The organism is Niastella yeongjuensis (assembly GCF_900110245.1).
GTDB lineage: Bacteria > Bacteroidota > Bacteroidia > Chitinophagales > Chitinophagaceae > Niastella > Niastella yeongjuensis.
In genome coordinates this window covers 24,618-36,865 of record NZ_FOCZ01000002.1, presented here as the reverse complement: position 1 = coordinate 36,865, position 12,248 = coordinate 24,618, and the positions used below count along the sequence as shown (strand labels likewise).

The 12,248-nt window shown below is 44.4% G+C and carries 10 protein-coding genes; 2 read left to right on the top strand and 8 right to left on the bottom strand.

Translation table 11 applies throughout. From position 1 onward, the window contains the following. Positions 1-26: 26 nt before the first annotated feature. The 4 genes from BMX95_RS34845 to BMX95_RS04775 form a co-directional block, all read right to left on the bottom strand. Complete coding sequence (locus BMX95_RS34845) at positions 27-167, bottom strand: hypothetical protein (protein ID WP_165758949.1); 141 nt, start codon at positions 165-167, stop codon at positions 27-29. Between the two features lie 26 nt (positions 168-193). Further along, positions 194-817, bottom strand: a complete 624-nt coding sequence (locus BMX95_RS04785) for a hypothetical protein (protein WP_081200849.1) — start codon at positions 815-817, stop codon at positions 194-196. Position 818: 1 nt separating this feature from the next. Beyond that, positions 819-1,472: a VIT1/CCC1 transporter family protein gene (locus BMX95_RS04780; protein WP_081200848.1), complete on the bottom strand. Its 654-nt coding sequence runs from the start codon at positions 1,470-1,472 to the stop codon at positions 819-821. Positions 1,473-1,631: 159 nt separating this feature from the next. After that, a complete protein-coding gene (locus BMX95_RS04775; RefSeq protein WP_133053934.1) occupies positions 1,632-2,324 on the bottom strand; it encodes a hypothetical protein in 693 nt (230 codons plus the stop codon). 164 nt (positions 2,325-2,488) lie between these two features. Here BMX95_RS04775 and BMX95_RS04770 point away from each other — a divergent pair, with 164 nt between their 5' ends. Further along, positions 2,489-3,067, top strand: a complete 579-nt coding sequence (locus BMX95_RS04770) for a biliverdin-producing heme oxygenase (RefSeq protein ID WP_081200846.1) — start codon at positions 2,489-2,491, stop codon at positions 3,065-3,067. Here the strand turns inward: BMX95_RS04770 and BMX95_RS04765 are convergent. From BMX95_RS04765 to BMX95_RS04755, 3 genes are read right to left on the bottom strand one after another with little or no spacing between them, the layout of a single operon-like run. After that, positions 3,064-3,474 carry a response regulator gene (locus BMX95_RS04765; RefSeq protein WP_081200845.1) on the bottom strand — a complete coding sequence of 137 codons (411 nt, stop codon included), beginning with the start codon at positions 3,472-3,474 and terminating at the stop codon, positions 3,064-3,066. The genes BMX95_RS04770 and BMX95_RS04765 overlap by 4 nt on opposite strands. Positions 3,475-3,476: 2 nt before the next feature. Then, complete coding sequence (locus BMX95_RS04760) at positions 3,477-8,063, bottom strand: chemotaxis protein CheB (protein WP_081200844.1); 4,587 nt, start codon at positions 8,061-8,063, stop codon at positions 3,477-3,479. Between the two features lie 28 nt (positions 8,064-8,091). Continuing rightward, positions 8,092-9,621, bottom strand: coding sequence for a GAF domain-containing protein (locus BMX95_RS04755; protein WP_133053933.1), 1,530 nt, complete (start codon positions 9,619-9,621; stop codon positions 8,092-8,094). A gap of 501 nt (positions 9,622-10,122) precedes the next feature. Here BMX95_RS04755 and BMX95_RS04750 point away from each other — a divergent pair. Continuing rightward, positions 10,123-10,638, top strand: coding sequence for an OB-fold protein (locus BMX95_RS04750; RefSeq protein ID WP_081200842.1), 516 nt, complete (start codon positions 10,123-10,125; stop codon positions 10,636-10,638). A gap of 56 nt (positions 10,639-10,694) precedes the next feature. On the opposite strand, the gene BMX95_RS04745 is transcribed toward BMX95_RS04750, so the two are convergent. Beyond that, positions 10,695-12,233, bottom strand: a complete 1,539-nt coding sequence (locus BMX95_RS04745; protein ID WP_081200841.1) for an FAD-dependent monooxygenase — start codon at positions 12,231-12,233, stop codon at positions 10,695-10,697. Positions 12,234-12,248 lie beyond the last annotated feature (15 nt).

Sequence of the window (12,248 nt, the reverse complement as noted above, 5' to 3'; positions counted from 1 at the left end):
CCACCACTCATAGTATACCCGGCAATTTAAAAGCTGTTGTCTGCATTCAATGCCAGCCCATATTCCTCCTCGTAATCCGTTCCACCATAAGTTTTACTCCAAAGAATTTTACCGCCGCTGTTCAGTTTAAGGACCCAAAGGTCGAATGAGCCCTGTGTTGTACCCACATCAACATTCTTTGAATTTTGCAGGCTTAAAAATCAACACTGAAAGAAGCAATCCAGAAATTCTCTGAACCAAAGGGATTAAAATAAAATACGCCGGCCCTGCATCGTCCAAAATAATATTCTGCAAACAGGCCGTGCTGTATTTCAAAATCGGTTTCAATCAATTTTGTTCGCTGGGCAATCAGCCCCGTGCGTATTGGTTTAATTGGCCGGATTGCCAGCTCTGAATACATATAAAAGAAATTGTCTTCTTTCGATTCAAAGTCAAACACGTATTCACTTTCTGCATAGAAATCGAATTTCCGGTACATGATCTCCATTTCAAGACCGGGAGCCATCCCGTTTGTATTCCCAATAACCACGGCCGCCATTGGAACAAATACAAAGTTTACCCCTTCGCCAAACTTAAATCTTCGGCCAGCCCAAAAAGAGGCGGTATTCCGGTCTTCGTAATTATAACGGCCTTCCAGGTGAAGATTTTTGTGACGGGCATAGAAAGTGGGATTAAAAAAATCTTCTTCACCGGGTATAATGAACATTTCTGCCCAGGCAGAAAATTTCCAGGCGGTACTGGCTGAATCAATTTGATTTTCCTGTGCCAGTAATTTATTCGCAATGATACCCAGCAAAAAGAATACATATTTTTTCATACTACCCTCCCAGTGCAATGGTTACAAATACCAGTAATACCCCAACCACAACCATGGCTATGCCCATTAGCCATGTACTAAATCCTACATACCTGGCCACAGACCACCCACACAGGAACATCATTACAATGGCAATCAGGTTTGAAATTCTTAACGCAAATATGGAGTTGTGTATAAATAAAAATGGGACCGCAACCAATAATGTAGACAGAAAGATCAGGAGAAAGATGCCTATCGCCTTCATGATGTCACGGGCAGAAAGACGGACCTTTCCGGTTGTATTTGGCAGATCTGACAGTTTAATCCTGATCTGTTCCAATTCCTCTGGCAGGATCACCGAAGAAACAACGGGAGGCAATATATCGGCAAGGTACTTACCTGCTTCGTCCTTATCTGAATTTTGAATGGCATCAAAGATCGCTTTGTTCCTGCTTTTTTGTGCCAGCACGCCAATAAGAAACATGATGGCATCAACAATACCCCAGGCCAGGTTACACCCTACGGCACCAATCAACAATTGCCTGATCTCCATTTGTCGCCCATTGGCAACACTGATTGAACAGGTGAAGGTAAGCGCCATTATTAATCCGAACAGGATCTCCGCAGCCCGTTCAGTTGGGTTTAATAACCTTCTTGATTTGCCCAGTTGTACCATGTGCAACGTAATTCAACCCGCCTCGTCAAAGCTAAGACAATGAGCAAACCGTATGTTATGTGTTAAACCGTTAAATGCCTGATGGTGGCACCAGCGTCTCATAAAAAAACCCGCATAAACTGTTTTATGCGGGTTGACGTTATATACGAATAATACGGATTAATCTTCCCAGGATGAAAGTCGTTGAACCGTATAGGAGTCTGAAATGCTGGCAAATAATACAAACATTTTTGCATCCATAACCTTTTTACGAAAGGCGACGGCTGATCTTGTAGAACTTGATACGGATTGTTCAAGAGACTTGGGGATTTCGTCAGAAATACCGATTTCCCATGTCTTATTTATGACCAGTTGGTTGCTATCGGTTTTCACTAATTCTGTTCCTACTTCGTCTCCTTTTGATTCTCTACCTTTTCCCAACTGCATAATACGATCTCTTTTCCACTTAGGGGCAACCTTCTCCATAATCCACTTATTGCCCACCACAAAAGAATCGATGACCAAAAGGTTGGGCATGCCGGAAGTTTCACTCACTGCCAAATTCTCCCTGGATGATCCAAAGCTGAATTTTATCGGAAATACTACAAATTCCTGGTGCGCAATATTCAGGATGCCGTCATCCTTTAATTCGAAGGCGACTGGTTTGCCGGCATCAACGGTAAGGGTATGTTTGCCGCTTGCTAACGTTTTCTTTAAAAATTCTTTTTCATCGTCGGCTTTCAGGGTAATGGTGTCGTCGATCTTTACTACATGGTCTTTACAATAGCTGGCGTTATAAGAAACAGAAACATCGCTGTGACAGGAGGCCAGCAGGCTCCCCATTGCGAGGAGCGCGAAAAGATAATTCTTCATTTTTCTAAAGGGTACTTGGTTAAGCGCCCAAAATAATTGATTTACCTGGCGTTTCAAACATTTTCAGCCCAAACGCCCTGGTTCAGCAGGAAGTCACCGTAAAATTGCGCTGGAATGATTTTTACTATTAAAAATGTTCAAAATACCGCTGATTGGAAATTATCATGAAGACCTCAGCAGCCATTAAAAGTGCTACTGCACTGGCGCATGCAAAAACAGAAAAAACGCTTATATATCAAATTAAGCATATTCAAACTGAGCGGCAATACGGCAAGTTGCTGAGTTGCCTGTATGCCTTTTATGCGCCGGTTGAACAATTGTTTGAACCCTGGGTGAAACCGGTACTGGCAGATTATGACGAGCGCAGAAAATCAAACCGCCTGTTACAGGATTTGCAGATAGTGGGCGTTACCACACCACCAACATGGTATCGGCGGTTGCCCGCAATAAACAATCTGTTTGCCGCGCTGGGATGTTTTTATGTGCTGGAAGGATCGGTACTGGGTGGTGTTATTATCAAAAAGATCATTCAGGAACAGTGTAAGCAGCTACCGGAAAATGCGTTTGATTTCTTTTCAGGATATGATCAACAAAATGGAATGCAGTGGAAAAAGTTTTTGGAGCAGTTTGATTCGCTGCTTGACGATACGGCCAAACAATCAGCAGCCATTACAGCTGCTAATGATTGTTTTAAACAGTTCGAGGCCAATATCAACGACTATTATGCCTGGGAAGACAACTAGGTTATAGGCAATTTACTATGACTTACCAGCAACTGCATGGTATGGTTCAGGTTCTTATAGTTCATGGGTTTGGTAATGCATTCGGTACCGAACCCTTTGCAAAACTCAACGTCTTCCCTGTTAGATGAGGTGGTGAAGATGACAACCGGAAGATCTTCCCATTTACTTTTTATAACCTGCAGGGTTTGCCGGCCATCCATCTTGGGCATATTCATATCGAGCACAACAAGCGATGGTAAGGGCTGCGCACTTTGTTCCATATCATTAATCAGGGCAATGCCTGCCTCACCGCTTTCTGCGGTAAGTACAATAATGCCGGGATACAAATTTCCTATGGCGTCTCCAAAGATCATCAGATCATCCTGATCATCGTCGATGTATAATATGGCGACTGATTCACCTATCATATTCAGTTACTTTTTATTAATTCATTTTTTACCTGACCATCTTCATTTGATCGAACAGCAGGCTGCATTTCCGGAAGCACAATGATGAACTCGGCCCCATCGTGCTGGTGCCCCTTTGCCATAATCAAACCGTGGTGGCGTTCAACGATCTTATTAGCAATGGCCAAACCAATACCCGTTCCTTCATATTTCTCTTTACTGTTCAATCGTTGAAACAGGGAGAAAATTTTCCGGGCATACTGGTCTTCGAACCCTATTCCTTCATCTTTTAACCTGATCTCAAACAACTGCCCTGCAGCATCGTTCATTTCAGGATAGGTATCTATGTCAACGGGTTTGCTTGTTATATAAATAACTGGTGATTGTCCTGGTTTATGGAATTTAAGCGAATTGGCAATGATATTCTGGAATAATTGCCGCATTTGTCCGCTCACGGCCTGTATAACCGGCAGATTGCCCACCTGTATACGGGCGTTTTTTTCACCGATCACCAGTTCCAGGTCTTGCAGGATCTCTCCAACAATGTTGTTGAGGTCCACGTCTTCCACCATGTTTTCACTCGACAGCCGCGAATAGGACAACACATCATTTATCAGGTTGGTAGCGCGTGAGGAAGCGCTGATGATGCGATCGATATAAGTGTCTATATCGACACTCGCAGCTTCTTCAGCAAGCATTTCTTTTATCAATCCGCTGAAGAAATGGATCTTTCGCAGGGGTTCTTTCAAGTCGTGTGAAGCCACGGACGCAAATTGCATCAGGTCTGCATTGCTTGCTTCCAGCTTTTCATTCGACATACGCAGTTCGCGCGTCCTTTCCTGGATCATTTCTTCCAGCAGTTGTTCTGCCAGTTTCTGGTTATGAATATCGGTAAAGGTCCCAAACCATTTTTCTATCTGGCCCTTTTCATCGCGCATGGGCAGGGCACGCATCAGGAACCAGCGGTAAGAACCGTCTGAACGATGCAGGCGACTTTCAAACTGGACGCTGTTCCCATTGGCGAGCGACTGCTGCCAGGTTTTCAACGTGCGGTCATAGTCCTGCGGATGCAATGCAGTCATCCAGCCATTGTTTCCGGTTTGTTCCTCTTTTAGGCCGGTATATTCATACCATTTCTGGTTAAAGAAGTCAAAATTACCATCGGCCTGGGCTGAAAATACGATCTGCGGCATAAAGTCGGTTACAAACCTAAACTGGCCGATCTGGGTTTGCAGCTCGATCTTCTTTTGTTGTAATTGTTGGTTGCTATGCTCCAGGCGGGTAACATCTACCATAGCACCGATCATCCGATAGGGAATTCCCTGGTCATCGGTCAGCAACATTCCCCGGTCAAGCACATAGGCATATTCACCATTTTGTTTCTGGAAACGGTAGGCGATGTTGAATTCCCTGCGCGGATTTTCCAGTGAAGCATTGATGGCTTCTTCAACCCGCTGCCGGTCGTCGTTATGAATATGTTTTAAACGGAAAGAATGTTTCCGTACCTGTTTTTCATCTCCCACATACCCGAACAAATCATAAAAGCTGTCACTCCACCATACATTATTTTCCGCAAAATTCCAGTCCCAGATAACATCGTTGGTAAGGGAAGCCACCATACGAAAACGTTCTTCGCTTTCTTCGAGGTCGCGGGTGCGTTCCTTTACTTTCTTTTCCAACTGGTTGTTGAGCTCCCTAAGAGTTTCCTTGGTGATCAGCAGTTCGTTGTAATTCTTGCGTAGTTTTTCCTCAGCTTCCTTACGCAGAGTGATATCGGAAAGTACCAGCACAAAGCCATCCTGCATTTTATTAATGCCTACCTGGTACCACATCTTGTTCCCGTTCTTGATAAAATTTATTTCCAGGCCTACAGCAGGCTCGCCGGTATTAACTACTTCACTGTATTTTTTCAGCAATGAACTGCTGGCCAACTCGGTAAAATCTCTCACCAGCGACATCCTGTCTCCTTTTATCTGTGTGCCCAGCGAATGATACGCGTTGTGGTTGGCTACGGTGCACACGTAATCGATCACCTTGCCATCGTCCCCTCTTTTGCTTTCAAATACAAAGATGGGATTGGCGCTGGCCTCAAATACACTTTTCACCAGGGTATTCAGGTTCCTGGTAGCAGAGATATCCACCATGGAGATCACCAGGCCATCGCGCACCTTATCCTGTCTGATGTAAGGCAGAATGCGCAACAGGTAAACATTTCCATTATCCAGTTCAATTTCGCGCTCAATAACTTTCCCGGTTTTATTGGCGGTCTTAATGTCTTCTCCAAAAGAACTGGCCTTTATATGGTGGGTAATATGTTCTATCGGACGGCCAATGTCCCCTTCAATGATATTGAATACACCAGTAGCGCTATTGTTAAAGCGGCGGATGCGCAGCTTCTGGTCAAGGAAGATCTGCCCAATTTGCGAGGTTTGCAAGTAGTTGCTGATGTCATCGTTCAACTCTACCAGTTCCTTGATCCTGATCTGGTGCTCGGTATTGAGGGTATGCAGTTCTTCATTCAGTGACTGCAACTCTTCATTGGAACTTTGTAGTTCCTCGTTGGCCGATTGCAGTTCTTCGTTGCTGCTTTGCAGTTCCTCATTGGCAGTCTCCAGGCTTTCAATGGCCATTTGCAGGTTGGTACGTGTTTCGCGCAATTCATCTTCCAGTTGTGAAACATACTGGTCTTTTTGCAGCTCGCTGATGTCCTGCACCATCACCGGCGTTTTATCGTTTTTGAAAACACAATCGGCAAATACCACCAGTGAATAGGTACCATTGCTGGTTTCGCGGGGCGGGTAAATAAATACATCCAGCATCCGTTGCTCCTCATTCAGCCGTACACGTACATTCCTTATTTCCTGTTTTGCATTTTCTTTTAAACATTTTCTGAGTGAAGTACTCAACATACCCGATAGTTCGGGCGGCGCCATTTTCAGAATATTCAGCGTGCTGAGCTTATCGGGCAGCGTAAGGTATTTCTTAAAATTACCGATGGCTTCCTTGATCTCGTAATTGTCGTTGATATAAATACCGGCAAACCCCATTTTATCGGCCAGCACATTTCTGAAATCATCCGATAACTGAACGTCTGTTTTTGATTTACTGCCGGTATTATTGGTAAAGGCTGCCAGCCTGTTGCGGGCTGAGTTAAGTACGCCGCGGGCATAGGTATTTTGATCGGTAGTGCGGCGATAGATCTTCCATTTACTATTGACTTCTGTAAATCCTTTACGTAACAGGGATGGGTTTTCGCTGGTGCCCAGGAAAAGATAGCCACCGTTGTTTAATGAGAAGTGCAGGGTAGACAGCACATTTTCCTGCAGCGAAGGATTTAAATAGATCAGCAGGTTGCGGCAGGTGATCAGGTCGTTCTTGATGAAAGGCGGGTCTTTCGTAATATCATGTGCGGCGAATACCACCTGTTTGCGGATCCGCGGTATAATGATCAGGCCGTCTTCTACTTCCGTAAAATATTCATCCTGGAACTTTTTATCCAGCCCCAACAACTGGTTACGGGTGTATTTTCCTTTTGATGCAAATTCTACCGCTGTTTTATCTATATCGCTGGCAAAGATCTTTACATCGAGCTGCCGGTTGAACTGTTGCAGCGCTTTATCGACCAGGATCGCAATTGAATAGGCTTCCTGGCCGGTACTACAGGCGGTTACCCACACTTTCAACGATTCCTGTTCCTCTTTATTCTCTATAAGTTTTATGATAACCTGCCGGTTCAAACAATTAAATGCATCTTTATCCCGGAAGAAGTTGGTAACGCCAATAAAAAATTCTTTGGTCAGCAACAGCGGCTCTTCCTCGTGTGCAGCCACGTAATGCTCATACGCCTGAATATCTTCCAGTTTCAGCATTTGCATGCGACGGGTAAGGCGTCGTACTATGGTGGGTTCTTTATACTGTAAAAAATCATAACCCGTTTTGCGATAGATGATCGCCAGAATATTTTGAACGCCGTCGTTGTACTTTTTTGACGAAGTATTTTTAGATGGGATAACACCATCGATATGGTTTTCTATCTGACTGAACACTTCAGCAGGCGAAACGATCAAATCGGCATACCCTGAGCCGATGGCGCTTTTCGGCATTCCATCGAACCGGGCTGAAATAGGGTCCTGCACAATTACAAATCCATCATGATCTTTTATGGTCTCAATGCCACGGGTGCCATCAGTACCAGTGCCGCTGAGCAATACGGCGATGGCAAATTGCCGCTGGTCGCGGGCCAGCGATTGTAAGAAAGTGTCAATGGCAGTATTGGGTCCTTTGTCGAATTCTTTTTCGGCCAGTATCAACTGGCCGTTGTGTATAGTAAGTTCTTTGTTGTTAGGGATCACATATACTTTTCCGGGTTCAACACGCTGGCGGTGACCGGCTTCTTCTACCGGCATGTGCGTATGTTTGGCCAGCAGTTCAACCAGCAGGCTTTTATAATCGCTCGACAAATGCTGCACTACAATAAAAGCAATATTTTCACTGTATGAAACATTATCAAACAGTTCATTTATAGCTTCCAATCCGCCCGCTGAGGCGCCAATGCCTACCACGTACGTATCATCCTGCTGGAGCGTATTATTTTTTGTAAAGAACAACATGCGTTTTTTCTATAAGAGCTTTTTATGTTTAATTAAGCCTGTTTAAAGTATGCTGCACCAAAAAGTTCCGAAACTGTTCTGCAGCTGCAATTTCTTCATTGCGCCACGGTATTGCCGTTTGACGAACAGTTTGCTGCCATATCTTAAATGAATGGCGGGGATGGTAAATGGTTGAATTGGGTTCGAATTGTACGGCGTCGTTGGGATTACCACCCCATGAAATAGTTGTTATTATCTCGGGCCTGAAGGCAATGAGATAATTTCCCCGGTCGGGTTGTATGGGAAGCGCCAGAATGCCACTGCCGGTTGCCGTGAAATTCATTCCTTCTTCAAACACAAGCGGTAACTGGTGCTCGTGAAATATTTGTTGCCTTGCCTTTTGCCTGAGCCAGTATGCGAGCGTTTCTATATCACCGACATCGGGCGTTTGGCCAAGTGTTTCTATTTGGCCTTCCCAGCAAATGGCTATGCCATTGGCACGTAAGTATTCCTGTAACAACCCTGCATTTTCGAGAAAGGCTTCCATCATACTGTTCCTGTTTACAAAATTTTCTACCAGCGTGGCAAATTGCCGGGTGAGCTGTTGCCTCAGCATTACCCCTTCGGCATTTTGCAGACTGGCTATTTTTTGTGATACAATATTCGAGATCATTTCCACTACCGAACATTCTTCAAACGACAGGTATTTGGCGACCCGGTGGTGACAGGCAATTAAACCCCATAACTTGTCCTGGTACAGAATGCGGGCCGACATAGAGGCCATCACCTGCATATTTTTTAAATATTCCAGGTGCACGGTAGCAACGCTGCGCAAATCGGCATTTAACAAATTGGTAAACCCCTTACTTACCGGGTTTATTAGCGGATACAGTTTTACTGCTTCATAGTCGCGGTTAGGAATAAGCCGGTAGGGATTTTTAACATACATATCCCGGGCTGGTTTTGGAATATCGGATGCGGGAAAGGTTAATCCAAGATATCTTTCCATTTCCTCCTCTGCTTCCTCTGCCAACACTGTGCCATTCCATTCCTCATCAAACCGGTAGATCATAACTTTATCAAAACCAGTGGCTCTTTTTAACTCCTGTACTGCCACATGGCATACATCGGTTAATGTCTCACCCCGGTTTATGTACTGCATAACCTGCTTTACCCGCTGATAAATATGTATAAAAGTGCGGCCTTGCAGGGGATAGAAACTTTTTAATAAGGCCTCGATCATACAACCTTCTTCAACCGTATGCACCAGGCATAATACCTGCTCTTCACTGTCTTTTAAGTTGAATGAAAGCGTAAGGGGTATTTTCTCATCTACCCCTTTCCGGATAGATATCCGAAGTTTGTGTATGCTTTGCGCTGACAAAATGGCTGTAACTGGTTTACCGGCTATTTCCCGCGCAGACTGCCGCAGTAATTCAGGAACGTTTTCGCTTACCTGAAGAACGGTGGTAATGGTATCATCGAGCAGCAAAAGAACGCCATGTGGTTGAATGGAATTCGTTTGATGTATTGGTAGTTTACCGCAAAACGTAGCGTCGTAATTTTTTTCTAAAGACACAAAATCTTGATTTACAGCTTTCAAAAATATGGTTCCCTTCCCTTAAAAGAATATGCTCATCAAAATGCAATTGCTATTTAATTACATTTTAATGGTAAAACATAAGATTCAGGCCTAATATTTCGTAAGAAAAAAATTGTGCCAATAGATGGTGGGAAATTTTCTGTAGCATTTGGGGAATGGACGAGGAATTAAATGACAATTGCGACAGGGACGTCAGACATACGCTACAGCAACCCATAAAATGCAAAACCGGAATATTCAGTGCGAAACTGAATATTCCAGTCCTGCAGTTATGATTGCCAGAACACCTCTATCATAGGAAAACTACGATAACCAACCTGTCTTGAGGAGGCAACTGGCTATTAATATGCCATTTTCGCTTTTCCCTAACCGTATCTAACATGGTGAACCATGATAATTTATAAAAAAACATCTTATTTCATTTGCATAATTTCTGAATTACAACGTTCTTACAATTAATTAACTAAAAACCCCCTTATGGAAAGTACATCTGAGAGCCCTAAGAAAAAAATGAGTACTGGTAAGAAAGTATTAATTGGCTTTGGCATCCTTGTTTTAATTGGATTAATCGGCAGCCAATTAGACAAAAAAGGGTCAACTGACTCTATAAACTCCGAGGCAAACACGGCCCTGACACCAGCTCAAAAAGACAGCCTTGAAAAAGCAAAACAGGAAGAAATTAAAAAGAACACCATTTCAGCTAAACAATTGGTAGCAGAGTACGAGGCCAATGAGGTTAGCGCCGATAACGCTTTCAAAGGCAAAACTTTTTATGTTACTGGTACAGTGGCAGACATTAAAAAAGATATCGTGAATAAAATTTACGTTATTCTTGAAGGAGAAAACATAATCAGAAGAGTGCAATGCTATTTTGATGATGCAGAAACAGCAGGCAAACTGAGCAAAGGCATGTCTGTAACTTTCAAAGGAAAATGTTCAGGCTTAATGATGAATGTTTTGATGAAAGATTGCGAATTAGTAGCTGCCGAATAAAGGAGCAAAACCTTTCAGGTTCCGATAGATCAGCAAACCCATTGAAACTACCTGGTTCAGTGGGTTTGTTTTTTAAACCACCGACCAGCAGCTTTTTGGAGTTCGTTGTGGTCAGGGTCATTGTTGTCCGAAGCCCAGGCAATAATTCCATCCGGACGTACCAATGCAGCGGTTATGCCTAATTGTTCTTTCGCCGAGCCGGAGATGTACTTTAAGCCATATTCGGCAGCCAACCTTTTAAGTAAACCATTCCCATTAAAATCAAGTAGAACACCCTCACCATCGAACATAAGTTCGCCCATCTTTACCCCATCGTCGAACTCAAAGTTGGGAACGCTATGGCCCGTGAGCGGATGATTTCCCTCAAGGCTGTAATGGGTGTTAATACCCCATATCCGACCTGCAATATAGGTAACGCCATCGCGGGTATCCATCAGGTCGCGGAAGATCGCATTCAGCGCGCGGGCATGTGGGTTTGGTTTCATAATAGCAACCTGGGCGCGTGACCATTCCAGTACTTTTATGCCCAAGGGATGTCGCTCGGTATAATAACTATCCAATAAGCCTTCCGGTGCTTTGTTTTGAATAGTGGCAGCAAGCTTCCAGCCAAGGTTCATGGCATCACCCAACCCCAGGTTAAGTCCCTGACCACCCAATGGGGAATGAATGTGTGCCGCATCACCGGCTAATAATACCCGCCCATTACGATAGGTTGTGGCCTGCCGTGAGCGGTCTGTCCAGGTAGTTGCAACATGTAGCGCCGTGATTGTAACATCAGTATTTGAAATACGGCGTAACACTTCCTGTGCATGTTCCAAGGTAACCGGCTTTCCCGAATTATGAAATGAGCCTTCATCAAAGTCCTGCATTATTATATAATCCGGTTGAGATTTCAGGTACATACCTGTTTCCGTTACATTACGGCCTGGTTTAAGTTTTTCGGGGTCTGCCAAATCAACCCGGGCAGAGTAGCCGGTAAATTCCGGTTCCGTACCAGCGAATTCAAAACCGCCCGCTTTGCGAACAGCACTCCGGCTTCCATCGCAGCCTACGAGCCATTTTCCTTCAAACGATTGGTTACCGGCCTGAACAGTTACCCTGTCTGCAGTTTGTTGAAAACAGGTAATGGCCAATCCGCGTTTGATGGTTACACCCAGCGATTCAGCGCGACGGGTAAGCACGGTCTCCAGCTCTTCCATTACAGAAAACAATTGCGTGTCAGTAGAAGAGGATAAGCGATATTTCCACTGTGAAGTATCAATGCTGGCTTTATTGAACTGAATGCCGGCAAAATGACCTTCGGCCTGGGGTTTTGCGTCTTGCGCAGCAGTAGCCGTGACATGCGGGGTTTTAATGCGTTTATGCATTTCCAGCTCCTGCAGCAGCCCGCGGCGGTACATTGCTTCAACAGAAAGGGCATTCAGGCCCCGTAAACCAAATGGAAGTTGCTTTAAAGGCGAATGGGGGTCCTGCGCTTTTTCGAGTATTAGTACGGAACAGTTGGCCAGGGCCAATTCACAGGCCAGGAATAATCCAACAGGTCCGGCCCCGGCGACGATCACATCATGAATTGGATGATCTTGTGTAGCTTTCATATTGTATGATTGATA

What these genes read in the sequence shown, in the direction of transcription:
- BMX95_RS04785 (WP_081200849.1), bottom strand. Translation starts at nt 817, where the DNA reads ATGAAAAAATATGTATTCTTTTTGCTGGGTATCATTGCGAATAAATTA.
- BMX95_RS04780 (WP_081200848.1), bottom strand. Translation starts at nt 1,472, where the DNA reads ATGGTACAACTGGGCAAATCAAGAAGGTTATTAAACCCAACTGAACGG.
- BMX95_RS04775 (WP_133053934.1), bottom strand. Translation starts at nt 2,324, where the DNA reads ATGAAGAATTATCTTTTCGCGCTCCTCGCAATGGGGAGCCTGCTGGCC.
- BMX95_RS04770 (WP_081200846.1), top strand. Translation starts at nt 2,489, where the DNA reads ATGAAGACCTCAGCAGCCATTAAAAGTGCTACTGCACTGGCGCATGCA.
- BMX95_RS04765 (WP_081200845.1), bottom strand. Translation starts at nt 3,474, where the DNA reads ATGATAGGTGAATCAGTCGCCATATTATACATCGACGATGATCAGGAT.
- BMX95_RS04760 (WP_081200844.1), bottom strand. Translation starts at nt 8,063, where the DNA reads ATGTTGTTCTTTACAAAAAATAATACGCTCCAGCAGGATGATACGTAC.
- BMX95_RS04750 (WP_081200842.1), top strand. Translation starts at nt 10,123, where the DNA reads ATGGAAAGTACATCTGAGAGCCCTAAGAAAAAAATGAGTACTGGTAAG.
- BMX95_RS04745 (WP_081200841.1), bottom strand. Translation starts at nt 12,233, where the DNA reads ATGAAAGCTACACAAGATCATCCAATTCATGATGTGATCGTCGCCGGG.